The organism is Frankia nepalensis (assembly GCF_016786325.1).
GTDB classification, from domain to species: Bacteria; Actinomycetota; Actinomycetes; order Frankiales; family Frankiaceae; genus Pseudofrankia; species Pseudofrankia nepalensis.
Map to the genome: position 1 here is coordinate 55,598 of NZ_JADWYU010000142.1, position 25,422 is coordinate 81,019.

16 protein-coding genes are annotated in these 25,422 nt (G+C 73.6%); 1 reads left to right on the plus strand and 15 read right to left on the minus strand.

Translation table 11 applies throughout. The features are described from left to right. Window positions 1-3,726 (minus strand): NB-ARC domain-containing protein (locus I6A81_RS21475; RefSeq protein WP_307874804.1); only part of this gene is annotated, 3,726 nt, incomplete at its 3' end. Window positions 3,727-4,532: 806 nt separating this feature from the next. Between I6A81_RS21475 and I6A81_RS21480 the strand changes: the two genes are divergently transcribed. After that, complete coding sequence (locus I6A81_RS21480) at window positions 4,533-5,135, plus strand: DUF3885 domain-containing protein (RefSeq protein ID WP_202998705.1); 603 nt, start codon at window positions 4,533-4,535, stop codon at window positions 5,133-5,135. 309 nt (window positions 5,136-5,444) lie between these two features. Here the strand turns inward: I6A81_RS21480 and I6A81_RS21485 are convergent, their stop codons facing one another. The 14 genes from I6A81_RS21485 to mobF all read right to left on the minus strand — a co-directional run bounded on the left by I6A81_RS21485 (window position 5,445) and on the right by mobF (window position 24,864). Continuing rightward, window positions 5,445-5,873, minus strand: coding sequence for an SUKH-3 domain-containing protein (locus tag I6A81_RS21485; RefSeq protein ID WP_202998704.1), 429 nt, complete (start codon window positions 5,871-5,873; stop codon window positions 5,445-5,447). 425 nt (window positions 5,874-6,298) lie between these two features. Further along, window positions 6,299-6,526: a hypothetical protein gene (locus tag I6A81_RS21490; RefSeq protein ID WP_202998703.1), complete on the minus strand. Its 228-nt coding sequence runs from the start codon at window positions 6,524-6,526 to the stop codon at window positions 6,299-6,301. Window positions 6,527-7,130: 604 nt separating this feature from the next. Continuing rightward, window positions 7,131-11,036 (minus strand): hypothetical protein, encoded by a 3,906-nt coding sequence (locus I6A81_RS21495; RefSeq protein ID WP_202998702.1) that lies wholly within the window; start codon window positions 11,034-11,036, stop codon window positions 7,131-7,133. A 78-nt stretch (window positions 11,037-11,114) separates the two neighbouring features. Next, a complete protein-coding gene (locus I6A81_RS21500; protein WP_202998701.1) occupies window positions 11,115-11,480 on the minus strand; it encodes a hypothetical protein in 366 nt (121 codons plus the stop codon). Between the two features lie 98 nt (window positions 11,481-11,578). Beyond that, complete coding sequence (locus tag I6A81_RS45025; protein ID WP_202998700.1) at window positions 11,579-12,043, minus strand: TadE/TadG family type IV pilus assembly protein; 465 nt, start codon at window positions 12,041-12,043, stop codon at window positions 11,579-11,581. Continuing rightward, a complete protein-coding gene (locus I6A81_RS21510; RefSeq protein WP_202998698.1) occupies window positions 12,040-12,381 on the minus strand; it encodes a hypothetical protein in 342 nt (113 codons plus the stop codon). Before I6A81_RS21510 ends, I6A81_RS45025 begins: the two co-directional genes overlap by 4 nt. 805 nt (window positions 12,382-13,186) lie before the next feature. Next, on the minus strand, window positions 13,187-13,453 hold the full coding sequence (locus I6A81_RS21515) for a hypothetical protein (RefSeq protein ID WP_202998696.1): 267 nt from the start codon (window positions 13,451-13,453) through the stop codon (window positions 13,187-13,189). A gap of 39 nt (window positions 13,454-13,492) precedes the next feature. Next, window positions 13,493-14,377 carry a secretion system protein gene (locus I6A81_RS21520; RefSeq protein ID WP_202998694.1) on the minus strand — a complete coding sequence of 295 codons (885 nt, stop codon included), beginning with the start codon at window positions 14,375-14,377 and terminating at the stop codon, window positions 13,493-13,495. Then, window positions 14,374-15,273 (minus strand): type II secretion system F family protein, encoded by a 900-nt coding sequence (locus I6A81_RS21525; RefSeq protein WP_202998692.1) that lies wholly within the window; start codon window positions 15,271-15,273, stop codon window positions 14,374-14,376. The genes I6A81_RS21520 and I6A81_RS21525 overlap by 4 nt, the downstream gene beginning before the upstream one ends. Beyond that, window positions 15,270-16,676: an ATPase, T2SS/T4P/T4SS family gene (locus tag I6A81_RS43720; protein ID WP_307874805.1), complete on the minus strand. Its 1,407-nt coding sequence runs from the start codon at window positions 16,674-16,676 to the stop codon at window positions 15,270-15,272. The genes I6A81_RS21525 and I6A81_RS43720 overlap by 4 nt, the downstream gene beginning before the upstream one ends. Window positions 16,677-16,846: 170 nt before the next feature. After that, window positions 16,847-17,731 (minus strand): SAF domain-containing protein, encoded by an 885-nt coding sequence (locus I6A81_RS21535; RefSeq protein ID WP_202998688.1) that lies wholly within the window; start codon window positions 17,729-17,731, stop codon window positions 16,847-16,849. Window positions 17,732-17,864: 133 nt separating this feature from the next. After that, a complete protein-coding gene (locus tag I6A81_RS21540; protein WP_238427990.1) occupies window positions 17,865-18,503 on the minus strand; it encodes a hypothetical protein in 639 nt (212 codons plus the stop codon). A 257-nt stretch (window positions 18,504-18,760) separates the two neighbouring features. Then, a complete protein-coding gene (locus I6A81_RS21545; protein WP_202998684.1) occupies window positions 18,761-19,372 on the minus strand; it encodes a hypothetical protein in 612 nt (203 codons plus the stop codon). An 875-nt stretch (window positions 19,373-20,247) separates the two neighbouring features. Next, on the minus strand, window positions 20,248-24,864 hold the full coding sequence (gene mobF, locus I6A81_RS21550; protein WP_202998683.1) for a MobF family relaxase: 4,617 nt from the start codon (window positions 24,862-24,864) through the stop codon (window positions 20,248-20,250). Between the last annotated feature and the right edge of the window lie 558 nt (window positions 24,865-25,422).

Below are 25,422 nucleotides of genomic sequence, written 5' to 3' on the forward strand. Positions count from 1 at the left end.
GGTGAGCAGGTCGGCGGGCAGGTGGGGTGCCAACGCGCTCAGCGCCGACGCCAGGGCCGACGGCGAGTCGATGGCGGTTGCGGCGGCCAGGGCCTGGGTGAGCAGGTCGGCGGGCAGGTGGGGTGCCAACGCGCTCAGCGCCGACGCCAGGGCCGACGGCGAGTCGATGGCGGCTGCGGCGGCGAGCGCCTGAACCAGGACAGGGCCGCGTGCGTCCGCGGGTAGGTGGGGTGCCAACCCGCGCAGCGCGGACGCCCGGTCGTACGGCGAGTCGATGGCGGTCGCGGCGGCTAGGGCTTGGGCGAGCAGGTCGGCGGGTAGGTGGGGTGCCAACCCGCGCAGCGCCGCCGCCCGGTCGCCCGGCCGGTCGATGGCGGTCGCGGCGGCGAGCGCCTGAACCAGGACAGGGGCGCGTACCTCGGTGGGTAGGTGGGGTGCCAACTCGCGCAGCGCCGACGCTCGGTCGTCCGGCCGGTCGATGGCGGTCGCGGCGGCGAGCGCCTGGGTGAGCAGATCGGCGGGTAGGTGGGGTGCCAACCTGCGCAGCGCCCACGCCCGGTCGCCCGGCGAGTCGATGGTGGTTGCGGCGGCCAGGGCTTGGGCGAGCAGGTCGGCGGGTAGGTGGGGTGCCAACTCGCGCAGCGCCGACGCCAGGGCCGACGGCGAGTCGATGGCGGCTGCGGCGGCGAGCGCCTGAACCAGGACAGGGCCGCGTACCTCGGCGGGTAGGTGGGGTGCCAACCCGCGCAGCGCCGACGCCAGGTCGTCCGGCCGGTCGATGGTGGTTGCGGCGGCGAGCGCCTGGGTGAGCAGGTCGGCGGGTAGGTGGGGTGCCAACGCGCTCAGCGCCGCCGCCCGGTCGTCCGGCCGGTCGATGGCGGTTGCGGCGGCCAGGGCCTGGGTGAGCAGGTCGGCGGGCAGGTGCGGTGCCAACCCGCGCAGCGCCGCCGCCCGGTCGTCCGGCCGGTCGATGGCGGTCGCGGCGGCCAGGGCTTGGGTGAGCAGGTCGGCGGGCAGGTGGGGTGCCAACCCGCGCAGCGCCGACGCCCGGTCGTCCGGCGAGTCGATGGCGGTCGCGGCGGCGAGCGCCTGAACCAGGACAGGGGCGCGTACCTCGGTGGGTAGGTGGGGTGCCAACTCGCGCAGCGCCGACGCCCGGGCCGACGCGCGGTCGATGGCGGTCGCGGCGGCGAGCGCCTGAACCAGGACAGGGCCGCGTACCTCGGCCGGCAGGTGCGGTGCCAACCCGCTCAGCGCCAACGCCCGAGCCGACGGCCGGTCGATGGCGGTCGCGGCGGCCAATACCTGGGTGAGCAGGTCGGTGGGTAGGTGGGGTGCCAACCCGCTCAGCGCCCATGCCCGGTCGTCCGGCCGGTCGATGGCGGTCGCGGCGGCCAATACCTGGGTGAGCAGGTCGGCGGGTAGGTGGGGTGCCAACCCGCTCAGCGCCCACGCCCGGTCGCCCGACCGGTCGATGGCGATGGCGGCGGCCAGGGCTTGGGCGAGCAGGTCGGCGGGTAGATGGGGTGCCAACCCGCGCAGCGCCCACGCCCGGTCGCCCGGCGAGTCGATGGCGATGGCGGCGGCCAGGGCTTGGGCGAGCAGGTCGGCGGGCAGATGCGGTGCCAACCCGCGCAGCGCCCACGCCAGCGCCGACGGCCAGTCGATGGCGGTCGCGGCGGCGAGCGCCTGAACCAGGACAGGGCCGCGTACCTCGGCCGGCAGGTGCGGTGCCAACCCGCTCAGCGCCAACGCCCGAGCCGACGGCCGGTCGATGGCGGGCGCGGCGGCCAGCGCCTGGGCGAGCAGATCAGCGGACAGGTGCGGTGCCAACCCGCTCAGCGCCGCCGCCCGGTCGTACGGCGAGTCGATGGCGGTCGCGGCGGCGAGCGCCTGAACCAGGACAGGGCCGCGTACCTCGGCCGGCAGGTGGGGCGCCAACCCGCCCAACGCCTGCGCACATGTCACCGGCTGCGGGATCGCCTGGGCGTAGGCCAGCGCCCGGGCGGTGGGCCAGGTGCCGGTTTCGACGAGGCGGACGAGCAGCGCCGGGGGGATGTTCGCGGCCATGCTGGTGATCGAGCCAATTAGAAGTGCATAGCCGGCCTGACGGGCGAAAGACCGCGGGTCACCGGCCGGGTACCGGGTGCGGGCATCGTCCCAGGCCGCCCGGACCTGGGCCAGATAGCTGGCGGTGCCGCCCTGATCCTCATGCGCCGTGCACCAGACACTTTCCACCCGACCACCCGCCGTCAGGCGTTCGGTCGCCAAAAGAAGGTCGACCCGGTCCGGTTCATCGGCGGCGAGCAGATGCGCGACCAGCCAGGCCAGGCTGTAGCGGTCCACCTCGTCGAACCCGGCGGCGCCGTGCAGGCCGGGTAGACCATGGGTCAGACCACCCCACCGATCCAGCAGCCACCCAGCGACGCGGCCATGCGCTGCGGTGAACGCCTCGACGCCTAGCTCAGCGCGGGCGAAATCGAACAGCAGGTCGTGGGCCGTGACCGTACGGGTCTGGCGGTCGACCTGTATGAGCGAGACCCCGTCGAGCTGACGCAACAGGGCTCGCGCCGCGGCCGGGCTCATCCCGCCGCAGGTCTGCCATAGCCCCACCACGACCGCGACCGGAACCGGGCCATGTCCCTTGAACACCGCGAGTTCCTGGAACCGCGCTGCCGCGCCCTCGGGTAGCAGCCGGACACTCGTCGCAAGCACCACCAGCAGATTCGGGTAGGGATAGTCCGGGAACCTGGCCGTGAGCCCGGCCAGATCGGCCGCGTCGAACGCCTCGGCGACTTCCTCCCACTCCCACAGCTCCCCGACCAGGCTGCCCGCGACCGCCAGCGCGACCGCAAGCCCCGCGCAGTGCGCCAGGATCCCCGTTGCGGCCGGCGGCAACATCTCCACCGCGCAGCGGGAATAGGCCGCCAGCAAGCGTCGCGCCGTCGTCTCCTCAACCGTTCCCACCGGACAGATCGGCGCGTCCATGTGCAGCAACCGCGCGCTGCGCGACGTCACCAACAGGCGCATCCCCGTCACCTGCGGGAACGCCTCCGCAACCTCGGCTTCCCATACGTCGTCGAGCACGACCAGACGGCGCGTGCCTGCCAGCAGGTCACGCAGCCGCTCCCGGCCCTCACGCACCTCGGTCACCGGCCGGGAGTCCCCGAACGCCGCCAGCACCCGCCCCTGCACCTCACGCACGTCCGCGCCCGGGTTGACCTCCACCCACACAGCGCCGCCGGTGAACCGCTGCCCGATCCGCCCGTCATGCAGGACCGCACGCGCCAGGGTCGATTTCCCCGTGCCACCCGCGCCCACCAGACCCACCGCGCCGGCGCCCTCGACCGCCAGCAGAGCTACCGCCTGGTCGAGGACCCTGTCACGGGGGACGAACATCGCCGGCAACGGCCGCGACGCCCGCAGCCGTTCCCACGACGACACCCACACCGCCTGACGACCAGCCCCACTGCCACCAAACAGCGGGTGCGCCGGGTAGCACTTCTCCGCCGCGGCCAGCAACCGGCGCCGCCCGTCGTCGACCTTGCCCGCCTCCAGCAGCCGCGCAACCTCCGCCCACCAGTCCTCGGCGGACGTACCGGTCATCCACGCTGGCTGACTTTTACGGGGAAGGCCCACCGACGCCAGAAACGCACCTGCCGACATCACGTCCGGGAACATCTCGGCGAACGCCGACGCCTCCGCGGCCGACAGATCGTTCGCCACCCGTCACCTCCCGACAGTACGAGCCTGCCCCCGCAGCATGACCCGTCACGCTGCCAATTAGCATCCACCAGGAACGGCGAACCGGACATCACCGACCGGCCCAGCCTGGCCGAGCCGTGTAGCCAATCGTGTAGCCCAGGCAGCGAACTCGGGTGGACGATCACGGACGACTACGGAATCAGCGGCCCGGCCGAAGCCAGTCCACGGACGCCGGTGGACATCCACGGACCAACGTGACCGCCTTTGCAAGTCAGTGGTCGGAACCCGGCCACGCTTCGCCCGCGCCCGTCGCGGTCGAGGTCATCGACGGGCAGTTGATCCAGCCGAGCAGTTAGGCTGGCAATGGTCGTTGCCTCAGACCGGGGGAGGTCTCTGTTCGAGTCGGGGTCGCTATGCAGGTCCTTGGAGTGGCGCTCATCACCAGCTGGTTGGCTCGGTTCTTCTCCAACCACAAGCTGTGCATCAACCGGATCTACAGGTTGGGGGTGCGCATGAAGGTTGCTCTCCGTAGGTGTGTTGGTAAGATCGCCAGCACTCTTTGGGTCTTCGGCGGTGGGGTAATGGCAGCCCATCCCCTTGTCTGAGGTAACGACCGCCCCGCGCACGCTTCCCGTGCCCTGTATCGCGGAAGATCGCGCGTACAGCCATCCGTACAGCCAAGCCCGCGGACATTAGCCGACCGGGGCGGACGACTGTGGACGTGGGCAGGGCTGTGACCAGGGCCCGGCGGACGAGCGTGGATGTCGGTGGACACCCCGGGCCGATCTTGTAATCGGGCGGTCCGAGCTGCGCGGTATAAAAGTTTGGTGGCGGCGAACCAGGTGCTGACCGCGTCGGCCCTGACGGAGCTGTGGGAGCAGCGGTGGCCCGAGTGTCCTCCGGTCGCGCACTGGTTGCGTGACCGGTACCCGGATCGATGGGTGAGGTTTCACAGCCTGCCCGACTCGAAGCGCTACCCGTTCGACGAGACCGAGTACGCAGTCGTGCTCCGTCGGCACTACACCGTGCTGTCGACGCTCGCCCCCGGGCCTGAACTCGTCGTCGTGACCAGCGACTGGACCGAGAGCGCGGAACCCGATTCCCCCGTCTGGCCTACGCTCGCGCAAATCGCCCCGACTGCGTGGTACTGGCGTACCTTCCTGGAGAAGCCGGACGAGGACCCCGAGTGGCGTAGCTACACCCAGCTCTACGCCGAGACGGTCCCCTGGCAGCCAGGTGCGATCGACGTCCTGCTGACGGCTGTCGCTGACGACGAGCTGAGCAATGTGATCCTCGCGCCGGTCGATCTCAGCTGGCTGTACCACCCCTATGACGGCGGCGCCGACGTCATCCTCCCAACCCGCGAGCGACGAGACGCGCTGAAGGCGCAATACCGAGCCTGCCTATCCGGGCATCCGCTCGGGCTTTGAAGACCCAGGCTGCCGACGAGGGTGGCGCGGGACGAGCGCCGAGCGGAGACGGGAAGCGGCCTGCGGCCGTGGCAGCCAGAGCGGCAGCCAAGCCGGCGGATAACGGTGGACGAGCGTGGACGCTTCCGGAATCCGGATGGCGCCCGACCAGGACCGGCGGACGTCGGTGGACGAATACAGACGAGTATCCGAAGATCTGATAATGCGCCGGTCTTCGGTTCAGGCCCCACCGTGCGATAGGCAAGTAGGGAGTCCTGCGTCATGCCCTACAGCGACGGCCGGGCCGCCGGGGACCTGCCCTCGGGTCGGTCAGTCGGCGACCACGCGGTCGAATGGTCGCGCGCCTGGTTCGACCAGGAGTTCGTGCACCACATCGATGATGGTGTCGCCCATGGACCCGTACTGGGCGTCGAACCCACCCCAGAACGCCCCGGCCTCATCGATCACCAGAACCATGTGCGAGTACTCACCGATCGGAGTGACCGCACGGCCGATCCCGTGACCGTAGGCAGCGCACCAGCCCGGGTCCGCATGGCGCGCAGCCTCGTGCCCGTCGATCCGCGTGACTCTCCGGCCGTCCTCCGAGGTGATGACTAGACCTGAGTACTTGGCGAGGAACTCCCGCGCAGCCGGTACGACGACAAACCCAGCAGCCGCGAGCGCGCCGAGCATCTCCTCGACATCGACCCGCCGACCCGGCGCCCAACCAGCCCGGCGAAGCAACTCCCCTGCGTCCATCGCCCTGGCACCCATCCTCAGCCATCGTTGCGCGAGGCCCATCGCCAGATCGGTGATCCCGCCGCTGGGCGCCGACCCGCGAGGGCACCGTCATCCAAGCTCAGAATAGTGAGGCTGGCCGCACCGGGCCGTTCCTCGTCAGGCTCGCCTGGGATGACAGCCGACCTGACAGGCGAGCCCGCGCACGACGACGGACCGCCGCGGACGACTGCGGACGCCAGACCCTGAACGACCAGCGCCAGCGGACGTCCATGGACATCCGCAGAAGATCCAGATGAAACTACGGAACAGATCTTCTGCAAGACCACGGAAGTGCTCGGTGGAGACCGGGCGCCGTGCACTGTCGCCGGCTGGAGTCGATGGTTGAACATGGTTTGGTGTGACTAGCCGGCCCTGTCGACCGTGAATCGATGGCCGTTCCGGCATCAGTCGTGTATTCCTAGCTCGGTCCGGACGGCTGTTCGAAGTTGGTTTCTGGGTTCGTAGACGATGGAGTCCGCCTCTTCCCACTCGGCGGCAGGCCGGTCTGCCAGCCTGGCCAGGTCGTACAGGGCGAGACTGTATTCGTGCGCGAGTCGTCGGACTTCAGACCCGTTGCTGATCGTCAGGTAGACGTACGCGTCCTGCATTGCTGTGAACTCCGTCTTCGCCACCCGTCGAGGTATCCCGGTGCACCTTCGTGAGGCGGTCACGCGCGTGGTCGAGCGCTCGATAATATCTATTGGTGGCCACCAGGTAGCGATGCGCGGATTCGCGTCGCTCTTCCGCGCTAGGCGCGTGGCCTGGTCGTGCTGGTTGCGGACGTAGGTCCGCTCGCTCCATCGCTGGGCAGGGTCGCGGTGAGAAGGCTGATTCCTCCTGTCACAAGGACCCCTCCCAGCGCGCCCCCGAGCGCGAACCATCCGCTGTTGATCCCATCCGCGTCGAGTAGTATTGGGACTTTCCGGGTCGATGGCAAGAAGCTCTCTGTAGCCGTCGTGTGTTCGGAGTGAATGGCATGAAGTCGCCGCCCACACGGCCGATCGATGGCCTACAACAAGGGATAGCGCCACTGCGGAGTCGTGGTATGCAGGCCTGGCAATGGCAGGGTATGATGAGACGCCCGCTCGGCGCCTATCTTTCGTAGCGCACGGACCATTCATCGCCCGGAGATCGGATCCTACTTCGGCACACGATGTTTCGTCGTTGGGATGACACCGAGGCGCTCGGAGGCTACCTCCTCGAGACAACTCCTGCCGGGCGGCGCGCAGGGCGCATTCATTTGGGGCCCTGGCCAGCAAGTGGGTCGCCGTAATCGGTGAGCCGGCGGCTGGGCGCGTTTGCGCGGCGGGTGAGCACGCGGTGGAGGTAGGCGAGGTCGGGGTTGGTCTCTCCATCCCAGGTGGGGTCGGCTTGTTCGACGCGCAGGTAGGCGTGGTAGTCGGCGGTCAGCGCGAGCTGGTCGCCGGCGATGTGGTGGGCGCGCAGGCGCAGGGCGAACAGCTCGGGGTGGGCGGGGAGCAGCTCGAGGCCGCGGGTGGTGGCGTCGAGGGCGGCGGTGGGGTCGCCGGCTTGGAGGTGGAGCTCGGCGAGGAGGGCGGCGGCGCGGACGGCGGTCGTGGTGAGGACGGAGCCGAGTTCCGCGTCGAGCCAGGCGTAGAGGGTCGGGGTGCCGTTGATCAGGTCGAGGGCGTCGGTGAGGACGGGTATCGCGGCGTCGGGGTGTGCGCGGTGGGCGCGGGCGTAGGTGAGGCGGTGGGTGAGCAGGTCGAGGTCGGTGGTGACGGCGGGGTCGAGGTGCAGGCGGGTCTGGGCGGCGGGGATCCAGGCACGGGCGTCGTCGCCGGCGAGCTGGACGAGGAGAAGGCGGGCGCGGCCGAGCTGGTTGTTGAGGGAACGGGGCTTGGGTTTGCTGTCGGGCCAGATGGCGGCCTCGAGGTTGGTGCGGATGCGGCCCCGGTGGGTGGCGAGCCAGGCGAGGACCTCGAGGGTGCGGCCGCGGGCGAGGCCGCCGGTGGGGTGCTGGCCCGCGCGGTTGGTGGCGTCAGCCGGCCCGAACAGGTGGATCATGACCTGCCAGTCGGGCTCGGCGTACGCCGGCGGCCCCGCGGATGCCTGGCTGTTCGGGGTGCTCGGGGCCTCGTCGTCGCTGACGGGGCCGGATGGTCCGTGGCCGTTGAGGGCGTCGACCGATGCGGATGGGCGGGCCGGTTCGCGCGGCTCGGTGGCGGGAGCGGCGGGGGGTGACGCGTCGGTGGTCGGTGTCGGGTCGGCGGTCGAGTCGTCGCCGGACAGGGTGGCGGACGGTCTCATCGCCGGTGGCGCGTCGGCCGAGAAGGCCGTCGCCGGTGCCGGGGTGTCCATTGCCGCCGGTGCCGGCGGGCGCGCGGTTGGGAGGTCGGGAATCCACCCGCCGGCGCGGTCCGGGCCGCTGCCGCCGACTGGTGGCAGGGGTGGGAATGGAGGGGACGCCGGGAAGCCGGTGGCCGGCGGGACCTGGGCGACGGGTGACACGGCGGACGAGGGCCGTGGGACGAGAGGTGTGGCCGGGATGGGTGGCCGGGTCACGTCGGTGAGCAGGGCGTAGACGGCGTCGAGTTCGGCGGCGGCGAGGGTGGGCGGCGTGAGGACCAGGCCGAGGGGATCGAGCCGCCAGCGTGGCCTGCCGGTTCCGGTGCCGTTCTCACCGTGGCTGGCCGACTGCCGGGGCTGGCGGCCGGGCGCCTCGTCCTCGGTGTCGTCTTCGTCGAGCGGGTCGAGGCCGACCGGCCCGTCGGGCACGGTGTCGTCCGAGACGGAGGCACCATGCTGGTCGCCATCGGCGTGTGGGTGCTCGGCGTGGGACCGAGTACCAGGGCGGAGAAGGGTCAGGCGCCAGGGGGAGGTGTGTCCAGGGGCGGCGGGTTGCAGGACGGCGAGGCCGGTGCCCCCAGCGCCGGCGAGGGTGGTGAGGTCGGCGAGGTGGTCGCTGTCGATGTCGTCGGCGGGTGGGGCGGCGACGACGGCGATGGTGGGGTCCCAGTTCTCGGTGGGGACGGTCGCGCGGGCGGTGAAGGTGGTGGGGGCGGCGACGGAGGTGAGGTCGGCGCGCAGGGCGGTGACCTCACCGGTGGCCAGGGTGGAAAGGGTGGCGAGGTTGGGGGCTGGGTGGATGCGGTCCTCGGTGGCGAGTCCGGCGGGGTCCAGACCGAACGTGCGGATCAGAGGGATGCAGGCCAGCGGGCTCAGGGCGAGGGTGGCGAGCAGGGCCCGGGCGACGCCGGCGACGGCGTCGGGGTCATCGCCGGCGGAGTTGAGGGTCAGGGTGCCGAGGGCTTCGAGGTCGGCGTGGACGGTGGCGCCATCGGGTTGGGTGCCGAGTTGGACGAGGGCCTGGCAGGGCGGCGGATTGCCGAGGTCGACAGGTGGGAGGTCCGCGCCGGGGGGCAGGGTCCAGATCTGGCCGTGGGCGTCGGCGATCCACGGGTCCGGGGGGAGGGGAAGCGGTTCGGCCAGGTAGACGTCGAGGGTCCCGTCGGGCAGGGCGAGCACAACCTGGGGCGTGGGGGAGCCGACGTCGTCGTGGGGATCGGTGTGCAGGGCGGCCAGCGCGCGCAGGGCGTGGTCCAGACGGACGGTCGGGTCGTGTGGGGTGCTGGCGAGCAGCGCGGTGTGCAGGGCCGCGGCGTCCGGGTCGGGGCGCGGTGGGGTGGTGTCGGGGGTGGTCTGGTGGTCGCGGCGGCGACGTCGACGGGTGACCGCGGCCAGGAGTGCGGCGGCGAGGAAACCACCGGCGCCGATACCGGCGATGATCTCCCACGGCGCCACGGCGGTCCTGTCCCCGCGGTCCCGCTCGACCGTGTCGCCGCCACCGGGCACGGCCGGCGCGGTGGTGGACGCGGGAAGGCCAGGCGTCGGCGTCGGCACGCCGTGCGCGGACGTGGGGCCGGTTGCCTGGCCGGGGGCCGGCGAGGTGGACGGGCTCGTCCGTGGGTCGGCGGTGGCGGTCGGCTGGGAGGCCGGCGGAGTCGGCCCACCGGGTGGCGTCCCACCGCCGGCTGGTGCCGGCGGAGACGGCGCGGCGGAGGTGGCGTCGGCGGTGATCGTGGGCAGGGTGAGGGCCATGCCGGGATTGATCAGGTCGGGGTTGGTGAGGGAACGGCCGGCGGGGTCGGTGGCGCCGCGGTTGGTGGCGAAGACGGTGTCGACGGCCGCGGGCAGCCGCGCCCCGGAGACGGCGGGGTAGGCATCGGCGGTGATGTTCCACAGGGTGTCGCCGGGGCGGACCGTGTGGCTGGTGGCGGTCGGAACGAGCGCCGCTGGTGGGGCGGTGTCCTGGTCGGCGGTAGTGCCCAGTGGCCTGATCGTCGGGCTGGGCTCCGTCGCGGATCTGCTCGACTGGCCGTCGGGGAGGTACGGCCAGCTGGTCGTCGGGCTGGCCGGGGCCGTGGCGGCCGGAGCGGCGCTGGCGGGGTGGGGGACGGCCGGGACGGGGCTGGCGGTGGCGGCGCGGCTGGTGAGCACGGTGAACACGACGCTGGCGGCGGCGACCCAGCGGGCGGTGCCGCGTCGGACGGTGCCGGGCGCGGGCGCGCCGCGTCGAGCAGGTGCCGGCCGGGAGGAAGCAGCGGGCCGGCTGGCCGGACGGGAGCCGTCCGTGGGCGGTCCCGCCGCCGGGCCGCGGCGTGGGCCGTGGGAGCTGGTGGCCGTCGTCTCGAGCGGGTGGCCCGGCCGCGCGGCTGAGTCGGCGCGACCACGGCGCCTGCCTGCGAGCGCCGGCGTGTGGGCTGGGCGACGCTGGGAGCGGCGCAGCTGCTGGCGGCGGTGGGCATGGGCTGCCTGGGCGACGATTTCCCAGGCGATGCAGAGGGTGAGCCAGGCCCACAGCAGCCAGGCGACCGCCGCCAGCGTGTTGGGCGCGACGTCGGGGTGGATGTAGCCGGCCTGGGCGAGGTTCCACCAGCGGTCGGGTTGCCAGGTGGTCGGCAGCGGGTTGGCGCGCCAGGCCCACAGCAGCGCGGGAACGCCGGCGAGGAAACCGATCAGGGTGGTCAGCGCGACCAGGCTGCGCAGGATGTCGCCTGCTCCGACCTGGGCCGGCGCGGAGCGGCGCGGCTCGGTGCCACGGCGCGGAGCGGAGCCAGGCGCGGGGACCGGTGGGGCGAGTGGTCGGACGGTGCGGGTGGGGGTGGCCCGGCGGGGCATCGGCGTCTCCCTGCGGGGGATGGATCCGGACAGTGCGACGCGCTGGAGTTCGGACGCGGCGACAGCCGGACGGCGGGGTCAGGGCCCGGAGGTGGCGCGGGCGGAGCGGGTCTGGGTGACCGTGGCGTGGTCGAGGCCGAGGGTGTCGAGGAGCTGGTAGTCGACACGGGTGGTGACGGTGACGGTGACGGTGAGGCCGTCGACGGTGAGAGCGGTCAGGGTGGCTTCGGGGTGGCGGGCGAGGTAGAGGTGAGCGTTGGCGGCCGCCTCGGTGGGGTCGAGGGCGGGGGCGCCGGCGCGTAGGGCGGTTTCGTCGAGTGCCTGGGCGCCGGCGCGGGCGGTGGCCGCGGCGAGGTCGGAGGCGTGGCCGGCGGCGTCGAGAGCGCGGCCGGCGTCGAAGATCAGCGCGGCGAGCAGCAGGGCGCCGGCGAACAGGACGGTCATCGTCAGGCTGACCGTTCCCGCGTCCCGTCCCGGTGGGTGTGGCCGCTCGGCACGTGCCGCGGGATCTTGTCGCGTGGTGGCGGATGTCGAAGGCGTGGTCATGGGGCGGTGGGGAGGGTGAGCCCGCCGCGGTAGCGGTCGAGAACGGCGTCGCTGGTCGCGTGGAGCTGGCGGCTCAGGGCGAGGCCGGGAACGGGGCGGGTGCGGCAGGTGACGGTGACGGTGACCAGGCCGAGGTCGCCGGGACCGGGCCCGGTGACGGTGAAATCGGCGCGGATGACGGCGTCGGTGCAGGTACCGGTCGTGAGGTTCGCGCGGGCGGTGGCATCGGCGATGGCCGTCGCCTGCGCCGGAGTGGTGGCCAGGGAGGCGGCGCGGGCGGCTTCGCGGGCCGCGCGGGCGACGTCGGTGCGCGCGCCGATGTTGGTGGCCGTGACGGCGAGGACGAGCAGGCCGAGGATCAGGATCGGCCAGGCCAGTGCCAGCTCGACCGAGAAGGATCCCTGGTCGCGGCCGGGGCGACGCCCGCGACCGTCGGTGTGGGCGGGTGGGTTGAGGCTCATGGGACTTGGGCCTGGGGGATGAAGCGGGTGGCCGGTCCGGTGGCGGCGCGGGTGACGGCGCCGCCGAGCAGGGCGTGGACGGTGACGTGCACGGTGACCGTGCCGGTGGTGGTGTCGCGGTCGATGTGGACGTCGACGTCGGTGATGGCGCGGCTGGAGTGGGCGAGCGCGGTGGCGACCTGGGTGGCGGCGGGGTCGGTGCCGTCGAGGGACTGTGCGGTTTCGAGGGCGCGCCCAGCGGCGGTGGCGGCGGCCTGGGTGGCGAGCCAGCGCATCCCGAACACCAGGACCAGCGTGAACAGGGCGAGTACCGCGCCCATGACCAGGGCCAGTTCCACCGGGCTGGCGCCCCGGTCCCGGCGCGGGTCGCGGCTGTAGGGGTGCCGGGGAAGATGTCCACCCGGGCGGCGTGTTGCGCGGCGTACCTGTCCACTGGAGGCGTGCCGAGGGCGTGTTGCGCCTTCCTGCGCGCCGGAGTCGTTGTCCATTTCTTCGCAACACCTGATCGTTCTTCCGTCGGCCGCGGGTGCGTAGGCTTGGCGAGCGGTCGATCCTTGAGGCGGTTCGGACGCGGGACAGGCCGTCGAGATCCGCGGCATAGGAGCGGCGTGATGGAGCACCATCGGCACCGTTCTGCCGCGGCCTGGTGCAGCCCAAGCCCGCGGCAGTGGACAGACAGCCGTCCGCTGGACACCGAGTGGACATCTGGCCCGCTCGTTGGACATGTGCACCGGCGCCCCTACATCGGTTGTAGGGGTGCCGGGGAAGATGTCCACCCGGGCGGCGTGTTGCGCGGCGTACCTGTCCACTGGAGGCGTGCCGAGGGCGTGTTGCGCCTTCCTGCGCGCCGGAGTCGTTGTCCATTTCTTCGCAACACCTGATCGTTCTTCCGTCGGCCGCGGGTGCGTAGGCTTGGCGAGCGGTCGATCCTTGAGGCGGTTCGGACGCGGGACAGGCCGTCGAGATCCGCGGCATAGGAGCGGCGTGATGGAGCACCATCGGCACCGTTCTGCCGCGGCCTGGTGCAGCCCAAGCCCGCGGCAGTGGACAGACAGCCGTCCGCTGGACACCGAGTGGACATCTGGCCCGCTCGTTGGACATGTGCACCGGCGCCCCTACATCGTCGCCAGCGATGGTGGATGTTCACTGGCAGGTGGTGGGGTCGGTGTTGGTGCAGATGTTGTTCGCGGTGTCGACGGCCTTCTGCCGGATGATGTAGATGACGGCGGCGGCGATGAGGACGAGGCCGACAGTGATGACCGCGGTGGCCAGCGCGTCGCCTCGGTCGGCGCGCCGGGCGCGGGACCGTGCGTCGGCGGTGGCGAGCCGGCCGGTGAGCCGTCCCGGTAGGGCGGTGAGCCAGAGTGTGGTGAGGGTGAGGTGCACGCCGAGGCGGCGCATGGCGGTCACGCTCCCTTCTCCTGCGAGGGGTAGGCAGGTCGGTGCGTCTTACGGGGTGATGCCGGTGGCGGTCAGGACGGCGAGCAGCGGGTAGGTCAGGAACGCCACGAAGGCGAGGGCGACGACGGCGGCGGGTAGTTCGAGTTCGGCGTCGGCGGTGGCGGCCTGGGTGCGGGCGGTGGCGGCTTCGGTGGCGCGTAGGTGGGTGGCTTTGGATTCCATGGCGAGGACGGGGGAGGCGCCGCGCAGCGCGGAGGTGACGGTGAGGCGGAGCTCGCGCCATTCCGGCAGCGGGATCCGGGCGGCGAGCTGGTCGAGGCCGGTGTCGGGTGGCTGGCGGTGGGTGGCGGCGGTGTCGAGGGCGGCGCGGATCTGGGTGAAGGCCCAGCCGGTGCCGGCGTCGGCGGCCAGGCGCAGCGCGGCGTGCAGGGTGAGCCCGCCGGCGAGCAGAACACGGACGAGGTCGAGGTAGGCGGCGACCGCGAGCCGGGCCTCCTGCCGCCGCGCCTTCGCGACCCTCCGGACCGGCCGGTCGGCGACCAGCACCCCGACCGGTGCCGCGAGCACGACGAGAGCCGGGCCGGTCAGGGCGGGCAGCGGCAGACCGGCGAGCATGACGGCGGCGGCGAGCAGCGCGCCGGCCAGCGCGGCGAGAGTGGCGTGAGCGGCGCGGATCGCGGTGTGGGTGATGGGGTCACGGCCGGCGACGGCCAGGTCGTCGGCGAGCAGCAGCCTTCGCGCCCGACCCGGCCCGGCGGTGTGGGTGACGCGGTCGGTGAGCCAGACCGCGCCGGCCCGTGCCCACCGCCCCGGCTGGCGGTTCGGCGGTGTGGTGCGTGGGGTGAGGGCGGCGCGTAGCGCGACGTAGGCGCCGAGGGTGGCGGACGCGCCGCACAGCCCGGTCACAAACCCAGCGGCAGACAGGAAGCTCATCGCGCCCGCCGGAAGAAGTCGGGGACGGTGGGTGGGCGCGAGCGGCGCAGCAGGGCATGTACCGCGGTGCCGACGAACAGCAGGTCGGTGGTGAGGACGAGCTGGCCGAGCGGGCCGCGGTAGGGGGCGAGCAGGGCGGGCCAGGCGGCGAGCAGGGCGGCGGTGGTCAGCGCGAACAGGGCGAGGAGCAGGGTCATGGCGCGGCGGTGACGGGCCCGGCCGGCGTGCAGGTCGCGGACGACGGCGACGCGGTGGCGGGTGGCCTCGACCTGGCTGGCCATGAGCCGGCCGAGTTCGCCGGCACCGTGACGGTAGGCGAGCGTCAACGCGGCGACGACCTGGCCGACCGCTGGATGGGCCGTCTCGCGGTGAAAGGCGGCCAGCGCCGCGGGGAGGGGTTGTTGTGCGTCGAGCCGGTGGGCCAGCGCCGTGAGGGGGGTGGTCAGTGGTGGCGGGGGGAGTTGGCAGGAGGCGGCGACGGCGGCGCGCAGCGGCTGGCCGGCGTCCAGCTCCTGGCGGACGGTCTCGCACCAGGTCGCGACCGCCTCACCGAGCTCGTTGACCGCGGGCACTGCCCGAAGTCCCCGCGCCTCGCGGGCCAGCCACACCAGTCCACCGGTAAGGACAGCGAGCACCGGCATCCCGACCAGCACCCCGGCCACCAGGCCCGCGCCGGCCGCCGCCCCGATCGGACCGGCCTCGCCGGGTAGCGCCCCCCACCGGCCGGCCGCACTATTCCCACCGCCGGTCCGATGCCGCCGCGGCGAAGTGGCGCCGGTCGGCCGTCCGGCTGGCCAGGTCAGGCGGCCGGGCGCGGCCAGCACCATCAGCGCGACGCCCACCCCGGCCATCGCGCCGACGCAGGCCAGCGCAAGCATCCGCAACCCGCCGCTCACCAGGCACCGCCCGTGGCCGTGGAAGGGCGGCGGGGGCGGAACTGGTCGGGGTCGGTGACGGTCGCGAGTTTGGCGGTCAGTCGTTCGGACAGGTCGACCTCGGTGCGTACGGCCCGGGCGGCGCGGGGGTGCCAGCGCCACAGCTCGGCGGAGCTGACGGTGCCGGCCCGGTACTCGCCGATCTCCCGGATGCCGGTGACCACCCGGCCGGTGGGTTGCTGGGCGACGTGGACGACCAGGTCGACCGTTGCCGCGATGGTCTCCAGCACCACGGTCTCGGGAACGGTGCGTGAGCTGATCGCGGCGTAGGTCCGCAGCCGGCCGATGACGTCGGCGGCGGAGGGGGCGTGGATCGTGGTGGCGACACCGTGGGCGATGCCCTGCCCGGCGGCGAGCAGCAGGGGTAGCACGCCGCCGTCGGGTTTGAGCTCCCCGAGCAGGACCCGGCCCGGAGTCTGGCGGCGCAGGTCGGCGGTCAGGTAGCGCTCCATCGGATACTCGCCTCGGCCGTCGACGTTGGCTTCGCGGGCTTCGAACTCGACGAGGTTGCGCCAGCGGCCGCGGTCGAGGAACAGTTCGGCTTCGTCCTCGACGACGACGACGCGTTCAAGTGCTCGGTCAGTCGGGGTGGCGTTCGCCCACGCGCGGAGCAAGGTGGTCTTGCCGGCGCCGGTGCCGCCGGAGATGACCAGGCCGAACGGGACCTGGAGGGCCGCGGTCGCCGCCAGCAGCGCGACGACGTCGGGTCCGCACATGCCGGTGCCGGCCAAGCCCATCAACGTGTCCAGGGCGGGGGTGAACAGCCGGCAATCCAGGTGGGTCAGGGACGTCACCCGGCCGACCGCGTGTACCCGGACCCCGTTGGGGAGCCGGAAACGGACCGATGGGTTGGCCTCGTCGAACCGCCGACCGGCCAGCGCCGCCTGCGCGGCCGCCCACTCCCACACCTGCTCGTCGCCGCCAAACGGGGAGGCGGTTTCGAACCGGGTGCCGGTGGCCCGTTCGGTGCAGATCATGTTGACGGCGCCGTTGACCTCGACGTCGCTCCACCGGTGCGCCGCCGTCAACGCCGGGCCCAGCGGCCCCAGCTCCGCCCGTGCCGCCCGCGCCCGCCGCCGGATCACGTCCTCCACCGTCGGTGCCAGCGGTGGCCGGTTCTCGGCGGCGGCCTGCTGGCGGGCGGCGACAAGCACCGCGGTGATGGTTTCCTCGACGAGAGCACCACGGTCCGCGGCCCGCACCGACACCCCGCCGCGGCGGGCCTGAGTCAGCCGCGCCTCGACCAGTTCGTCGATCCGGGTCACGTAGGCGTCGACCAGCTTGTCGTCGATCAGGCCGACCGCCGGCCGGTCCGCCAGCCGTCCCGCCGTCGGCCCGCGAAAGCCGCCCGTTCCGGGTGTCACCGTGGTCCCCGCCGCCAGCGGCGCCTGGCCGGCACCCGTCCGCCGGCCCGCCGCTGAGGTCGGGCCTGTGGCCTGGCGGGCCGCGGCCGGCGCCGGACCGCCAAGGCTCTGTGCCGCCCGGCCCGCCAGGCTCCGGGCGTCGTCGCCGCTGGACGGGCGGGGGACGGCCATCACCGACCGCCCCCGACCGTGCCGGCCAACCCATCGCCACCGATTCCGCTGCCACCGGTCGTACCGCCGGGCATGCCAGCTGGTGTAGCGGAAGGCGACCTGGTCGCCCCGCCGACCGCGCCAGCGCTCGGCCCGGCCGTGGTGGCCGGGCCAGGACCGGTCGCCGCCTCACCGGTCGAAGCCGAACCGTCGACGGCAACCCCAGGAGAGCCGGCGCCGGTGGCGCCAAGAAGCCGGACCCCCGGGCTGACAGCGGCCACCGTCGCGACCCGCGCCGCCAGATCCGCCGGAACCGCCAGGTAGACCACCGTCTCCCCGGTCCCGGACGCACCCGACGGCCGACGGACCTCGGTCACCGTCACACCCCGGGCCAGCGTCAGCGCGGTCTTCGTCACCGGGTCGATTCCCACGACGTCGACCCGCTCACCCGGGCGCGGCGCCGCCGACGGCAACCCCGCCGGATCGACCGCGACCCCAAGCGTCAACGTCCCCGCCGGCCCCGCCACCGACCCCACCAGCTCCGGCGTCACCAACGTCCCCGCCGGAAGGTCCACCAGCGCCTGGCGGCCCAGCAGAAGATCCCGCGCCATCGCCGGGGTCGCCAGTCGCACCGCGCCGCCGTCCGCCGCGACCCGTACCTGCGCCAGATCCGCCGCCGTGACCACCTGCCCGCGCGCCACTGGCCGGGACAGCGCCACCGCGTCGACCATCGACTGCCCGCCGGACCCGAGCCACAACGCCCCGCCGGCGCCCAGCACCGCCAGCAGCAGCCCGGCCAGCACCCCACCCCACCGCCGCGCCGGCCGCCCCACGTCCGACGGGCCGCCGGGGGCGTCGAGACTCTCCTCGACGTCGGTGTCGTCCCAGTGATCGGTGTAGGCCATCACCCACCACCTCCAGCTCGCTGGCCACCGGTCCGCTGGCAGCAGCCGGCAAGGCCGCCGTGTCCGTGGTCGGTGGCCGGTGATCCTTCAGCGCGAAGTCGGTCGGTTGCGGGCTGCGGGGTCAAGGCTGTGATCATGAGCCGTTTCTCTCCAGGGCCTGGTATTCGTGGACCACGGCCTCGATCGGAGTCGTGGTGATTAGCGGATCGAGGGCGCCGGTCTGGCCGTCACTGGCCGTCCAGGTGACCGACCAGCGGATCGACAGCGACGCCGGCCAGAACCGGCCATTCGGCGCCGCCGTCGAGGCGTCCCGATAGATGTAGGAACAGTCCGGAGCCGCGGCCGGCGGCGGCGCGGACGCGTCGAACGTCGCCCCCGGCCCGGCGCAGCTCACCGGGGCGGTGCCGTCACCCGGGTCGAAGACCAGCTCAACCGGGAGCGCCGTCACCGACACCGACAGACCCAGCGCCTCAGCTGTGCCCGTCACGGGAGCCCACTGGCCGGCGGGGGCGGCGAACCAGGTCGCCACGTTCACGACCAGCCCTCGGGCCAGATCCGGCGACAACACCGGCACGGGCAACGGCAACCGGCGACCCACGTCATCCACCGCCGAGGTCCGCAGACCCGGAACATTGGCGAGGGTGAACCACTGCCAGTCGGTGACGGTGCCGTCCGCGCAGACCCGCGCATACAGCCGCGACGTCGACCCATCCGGCTCCACCCGATCGGCCTCGTGCACCGGGACGTCCTCGGGAAGCACTTGGCCGATCACACCGGCTACTGCTGTGCTTGGCCGCCACGCACAACTCGGCGCGGGTCCGGCCGCACTGTTTCCGCCCGCGGGTGTGGCTTCGTCGTCCGCTGACGAGACCGAGGCGAGTATCTGTTGGCGGTCCTCGTCGGATTCGACTTGGCCATCAGCCTGGATACCTGTGCTGTCCCACCATCTGAGGGAGAGCGGGTCGTCGGCTGCGGCAGGTAGAGCTGTCGCTAGGACGGTGAGAATGATGGTTGCAGCGCCGGCCATGGTCAGGAGGAGACGGGGCGGGGCGGGCACCGGTTCTCGCCTTCCCAGCTGTCCACGACCACGCCGCTGCTGATCTTCCAGCTGCCGTCGAGTTGCTCCACCCAGGTCGTGCGGGTCCGCCCACTACCCGGGGTATTCCGGACGAAGATCTCCTTCCCGTCGGGCGCTCGGTTGACGCCGTCGATGATGGGGTCGCTATCCCAGCCACAGACCGTGGCGACCGCCTGTCCGGCCGGCGGCAAGGACTCGATGCTGATGTCCTCGATGACGTAGTAGGAACCAGGGTCCTGGCGAACGACGTAGCCCCGCTCGGCGAACCACTCCATCCGGCCGCGAACGTTGTCGCCGGCGACGGACTGGTCGGTGTAGACCGCGCGCAGTGCATCGACGAGGGCCCCGTCGGACGGGTTCGCGGCAGCGGCGCGGTAGGCATCGAAGTACTGCTTCTGGGCCGCCGTGACGGCGGCGCGGACCTCGGCGGCGGGGTCCGCGGGCGAGGTGGCGGCCGTCGCCGTGCCAACTGATTCAGTCAGGACGGGCGCTGGACCCTCGTCATCGCCCGAGCCGCCGCAGGCGCCTGCGGCCAGACACACGCCGAGCAGAACCGCGAACATGGCGGTCCGCGTGCGAAGGCCCGATGTCCTCTTGTGGAAATGCGATGGCCACATCTGGTCATTCGCTGTCCACATCAGGACGGTCCGTGTCCTGATGTGGACACGGCGGGCGTGCGTGGCATTCAGCTCGCGGAATTCTGGTCGCGGGCGGGCATGCACCAGGTCCTCCAACAGGCGTGGCTGGGGCGCCTCGACGCCGAGGCGTGGGAACGCCGCCAAGACGGCGGCATGAGCGACGAAACCCCAGCTCAATCCAGGTTCCCGCCGCAAGGTGGAGCAGTACAGCCACCCGGCCGGTGGGCGCCGGCCGGACGTGAACGGCTACCGGAGCGAAACCCGCCCCGGTGGCCGGAATAATCCTTGGTGAAACGGTGGTACCACAGGAATAAGCGCTTGAATAGCCGTACCACGCGCTCTGTGGATAACCGCCGCCAAGCGTTGGGCACCGTCCGTTACCGGGAAGGTGGGCCTCCCGCGCCGGCCGTGCCATCAGCGCATCCGCAATCCACCAGGCAGCCTGCCGGGCCGTTCGTATCCCCGCGCCAGGGAGGCTCCCATGCCCGTGGTCGGGCTCTGTCGCCTCGTGCCGTCTGATGCCGGGACCGACCTCCGCATGCCGTCCAGTGCCGCCCGGGGCGGGCCTAACCTTTCGGGGGTCGACGATCTCGCTTCGTGCCGCGTCCGGCCACGTGCCCCTCGTTCTGGCCACCGCCCGCCTCCTGGTCGATGCGCGGATCTGGGCGAGTAGCCGGATCGGCTACGCACCGTAGCGATAGTGATTCACGTCACGTAGTGGGAGGTGGCTCTGGCTCCCGTACTGACACCTCACGAACCGGTCGCGCCGGTTCGTGGGCGTCTCGCGGAGCCTCGATCTCCTACAGCGGCAGCGGCGGGCCGACGTCGAGGCCGGGCTGGCAGGCCTGGTCGTAGAGGTCGGCGGCCGCCGGGTTGGCGGGGCGCTCGCCCAGGGCGCGGCGGGCCGGGTCGGCGCCGTCGGGGGCGGCGGGGGTGCCGTGAGGCAGGCCGAGGCGGTGGTGGCGGTAGTGCTCGACGCGGTGGGCCGCGGTGTCCCAGGTCGCTGTCGCGGGGCCTGCGGGCCGGGGGCCGAGGAGGTCGGTGAGGTAGCGGGGAGGTTCGGCGGTGGCGCGCAGATGCGCCTGGTTGGTCTGGCGGTCGAGTGCGGCCTCCAGGCGGATCCGTCGCGCCGTGGCCTCGGCGTGGGTCCGGGCCGTGATGCCCGGTGTGTCGGCGAAGCGGAGGGGCTGGTCGTCGAGGAGGTCTCGCTCAGCGAACAGGGCAGCGGTCGGTCGGGTGGCGAGGTGGTTGGTCTCCGCGGTGTCCAAAAGCTGGCTGACGGTGTTCCAGTCGTGCTGGGCGGTTGCCGGGGCGGGCAGTTCGTAGAGGGAGCCGTCGACGCCGGCGGCCGCGCACAGGTCGGTGACGCGGCGGGTGAGGATGGGCGCGCCGGTACGCACGCCGATCAGGGGTTCGCGGCGCAGCGCGGCGCGGAGCTCGTCGGGGTGGTGGCCGTGGTCGAGCAGAGCATGCAGGCCGGCGATGGCGCGGCCGAGGGGGAGGGCTTCGCGGGGGCTGTGGAAGCGGGCGCGGGCCTCGTCGGGCAGGGCGGTGGCCCAGCCGTGGGCGAGGTGGGTGGCCTGGTCGTGGTGGCGTAGCCACGGGTCGCGGCGACGGTCGTCGTGGATGGCGCCGGGTGGTGGTCCGGGGTCGTGCGGCGGGGCGTCGGCGCGGTGGCGGGCGTGGTAGATCGCGAGGCCGATGACGGCGTCGTCCCAGGCGGCCCGGTCGGGGCCGGACGGCGGTCGGGGGCCGATGCGGGCGAGCAGTTCGGGTGGCGGCTGGGTGACGGCGGTGGCGCGCAGCGCGGCTTCGGTGGCGAGCTCGGCGCGTCGGAGCAGGACCTGACGCGGCAGGCCGGCGCCTGCCGAGGTCGGTCGCGGCGTAGCCGGTGTGAACCGCGGCGCGTGCGGCGCGGATCGCGCCACGTCGGGCCCACCCGCGCCGTCGGTGTCGTTCGCCGTGGCGACGCGGTCGCGAGGCGGGCGGCGGTCCGGCCGGTCGCCCTGGTCGCCGGGGTGGGCGTCGGTGAGGCGCAGGGCGGTGAGCTCGGCGAGGGTGTGGTGCCGGCGAAGCGCGTGGGCGGCGGTGGCGGCGGGGTCGTGGTCGGTGGCGAGGCGTTCGGCGCGGGTACGGGCAAGGCGGTCGGCGAGCCGGTCCAGGGGGCTGTCGGGGTCGGGGCCGGCCGGCAGCCAGGTCTCGTCGTCGGCGTGCTCCGTGAGGTCGGCGCGGCTCAGGACATAGGCGTGCAGGCCGACGCGGGCACGCGAGAGCATGACGTAGGCGGCGGGACGGCTCGTGTCGTCAGGCAGGACGGCGCGGGCGGTGTCCATGGTGGACCCCTGCGCCTTGGCCGCGGTCAGGGCGTAGGCGTGGCCGAGGCCGCCGTCACGGCCGTCGTCGAACCGGTGGGTGAGGTATTTCCAGGGGACGACGACGGTGCCCTTCGACGGGAAATGGACCTCGAGGGCGCGCGCGTGCGGGTCGTCGGCCGGGTGGACGGCGGTGACGACGCCGATGGTGCCGGTGCGGATGTATGCGGAGGCGGGCTTGCCGACCGGGACGAGGCTGTGGCCGGCCTGGGTGAGGGTGATGACCTCGTCGCCGACCTGGTATTCGCGGCCGGCGGCGCGCAGGACCGGGCCGGTCAGCGTGCCGTCGGCGACCAGCAGGGCGCGGGCGGCGGCGTTGAGCTCCTCGACGTCACGGTGGCGTTCGGCCATCATCTGGACCCCGGCTGGCCGGGGCGCCTTGGCGCGCCCCGTGCCGTGCCGCCCCTGGCGGGAGGTGCTGTTCATCTCGTCTCCTTCTCCGTGCACGGTGGTGGGCGTGGCGCGGTTCGTGGCGCCCGCGTCGTCCGGGGCGGCCCGGCTCGGCGCGCTGGCCGCGGTTCGCGCGCCGTGGCGCACCTGATGGCGTTCGGCGTACCAGTCGGCGACGGCGCGTTCGAGGAGCGTGCCGACGTCGTCGGCGAGGTGGATGTGGCCCGCGGCGGCGAGGCGGTCGAGGGTGGCGCGGACGGCTGGCGCGGTGTCGGCGCGCAGCGCGGCCAGCGCGGCGCGGACCGGCGCCATCGCGGCGCCGGCCTGGCGGTGCACCGTCGTCAGGCCGGGGAGGTCGTCGGCGCGGGCGACCAGGTGGGTGAACCAGCCGCCGGCGGCGACGGAGCCGAGCTGGGCGGGGTCACCCACCGCGATGATCACGGTGCCGGTGCGGGTGGCGTAGCGCAGGAGCCGTTCGGCGTCGCGGGTGGCGACCTGGGTGGCCTCGTCGACGATGAGGGCCGCGCCGGGTGGCCACACGTCGGCCGGGGTGTCGGTGTTGTCGAGGCGGGTGAGCCAGCTGGCGACGACGCGGGCGGGGATGCCGATCCGGTCGGCGAGCTCCTCGGCCTGGCGTCCGCCGTGCGCGGTGGCCAGGACCGGGTGGCCGGCGGCGGCCAGGATCTTGGCCAGGACACGCATGGCTTCGGTCTTGCCGGTGCCGGCCGGGCCGACCGCCAGGCGGACCAGGTCACCGCTGGTCAGCAGCCGGCGGACCAGCTCCACCTGCTCGGCCGACAGCGCCGGCCCGCCGCCGGGCGCGGGGCCGGTGGCGGCGCCCAGGTGGGTGTCGAGGAGCGCCGGGTCGACGAGGAGGCGCGGCCGGGCGCCAGCGGCGACCTGGCCCTGGCGGTGCAGGGCGAACAGGGTGTCCTCCGCGGCCAGCAGACCTTCGACGGTGAAAAGGGGTTCGGGTTCGTGGCGGCGGCGGGCGCGGACCGTGTCGTGCAGGAGGACGACGCGTCGGTCGGCGAGGAACCGGTCGGCCAGCCGCTCGATCTGCTCGGCGTCGAGCCGGTCTCCGGCCCAGCCGGCGACGTGGCGGACCACGTCACGGCGGACGAACGTGGTGGCACGGGCCGTCAGCCCGGAGTCGCCGGCCAGGCGGGTGAACAGAGCCTCGATGTCGTCGTCCCGCGCGGACGCGCGCGGCCCCGGATCGTCGGCGAGGGTGGGAGCGAGCTGGCTGACCCGCGCCGGGGTCCAGCCGGCGGCGGTCAGCCGGTCGAGCTGGGTCTGGGCGACCTGCTCGTCGGCGAGGACCTTCTTCGGCGCGCGGGAGCGCAGTTGGGCCACGGCCGCGGTCCCCCCGGACGGTTCCAGGCCGGCGGCGACGAGCTGCGCGAACTCGGCGCTCACCTCGCCGTGCCGGGTCGAGAACGCGGCCAGCAGGTCAGTGGGGAAACCGGCGATCTCGGCGACCCCGCTGCGCGCCGGCTCCCAGGCGACGCCGCGGCGGGCGGACAGCTCGTGGCGCAGCACCGCCGCGCCGACGTAGCCGGCGGTCGTCACCTCGCGCAGCAGCACCTCCGAGTCGACCGTCCGCCATTCCCAGCCGCCCGGCCCCGGGTCGTCCGGGTCGGCGGGGACGGCGACCGCGTTGACGACGATGTTGTGGACGTGCAGGTGGGCTTCGCTGCTGCGTGACACGTGATGCAGATACGACGCCACCGCGAGGCCGAGCGCGCGCCGGCTGGTCTTGTGGACCACGCCGAACGCGGCGTGGCGTTCCAGGTAGCTGATGGTCGCGTCCACCGCCGTGTCCAACGCCGCCGCGATGTCGGCACGCAGCGCGTCGTCGCCGAACGCCCACAGCAGGCTCACCGACTTCGGCGCCGCGCACACCACGTCATAGCCCAGCACCGTCGCCGGCGGCGTTCGCTGGACGAGCCACCGCTCCAGCTCGGCCCGGCGTACTCGCCACCGCCCATCCGGGCCGTGCTCGCCGACCAGCAGGTCCGCCCGCCGCTGACCTTCGGGCGCCCTGACCGTCGGCGAACCAGGCTCGCCGCGATCCGCCGAGGCCGCGGTGCCGGCCAGGGCGCCGGCTGCGTCCTCCTCGGCGCCGCCATCGGCTGGTGAACGACCGGCCAGGTCCGCGGCGCGGAGTTCGGCGGCGCGGCGCAGCGACCGGCGCAGGTACTCCGGGGCGACCCCGGCCAGCGCCGCGGCCCGCGCCACCGTCAACCATTCCCCGCCGTCAACGGGAGTGCCTGGCGCCCGCGCGTCGCCGCCCACGCCCGCCGCGGCAGCCGCTGGCCCGGCCAGGGCGGACCCGCCGGTCGCGGCGCCGTCGGGTCGCGCGGCCCGCCCGGCGGAACCGGCCGCGGTCAGCAACGACTGGCCGGTGACCGCGTGCCGACCCCCCAGCACCCGAGCCAGCGCCTCACTGGACACCGGCCCGCGCAGCCCGACCAGCGCCGCGCCCCGGCCACGCGCCCAGCCCGCGGCCGTCCGCCGGGCGTGGTACCGCGTCAGCCCGGCCGCCGCGCCTGGCTGCCCGGCCTCGACATAGACGACGACCGCGCGCGCCACCCGCGCGACGTCCCCCGCGCCGCGCACCCGCACCCTCAACACCCGCGCCTTCGTGATCATCGGCCACCGTCCCGTCTCGCCGGACCCGGCGCAGGACCGGGGCGAACCAGCACGACGGTGCCTGGCAGGGACATCGCGAAGGCCCTCGCGCAGGGCATCGCGCGGGCCCTCGTACAGGGCATCGCGCGGGCCCTCGTACAGGGCATCGCCCGAGGTCACGAGGTCAGGACACCCGCCGGGCCGCGCCGGCGACATCGTGAGGCCGCGGCCCCGCGCCGGGGCTGCCCTGAAGCCCTGGGCCAGCCGTTTCGACTGCCCGTTTCGAACGGTCCGACCCGCCGGCAGCCGACCCGCCAGCCCGGCCTGGTTCCCGGGCGGCCGCCACGGCGCGGGCGAAGGGCCTCGACGAGGGCCTCGACGAGGGCCTTCGCGATGCACGCGGCGATGAGGCGCGGCGGCAGGGTCAAAGGCCATGGAGGAGCGCTCGACACGACGGCGCGACCGGCCCGCCGGGCCGCGGCAGACCGGGCGTGCTGGCCATCCGCCGAGCCGCCGCCCGGTCCCGGCTTGTCGCCGGGCTCACCGCCGCGGCGAACCGCGACCGACCATGTCAGGGAG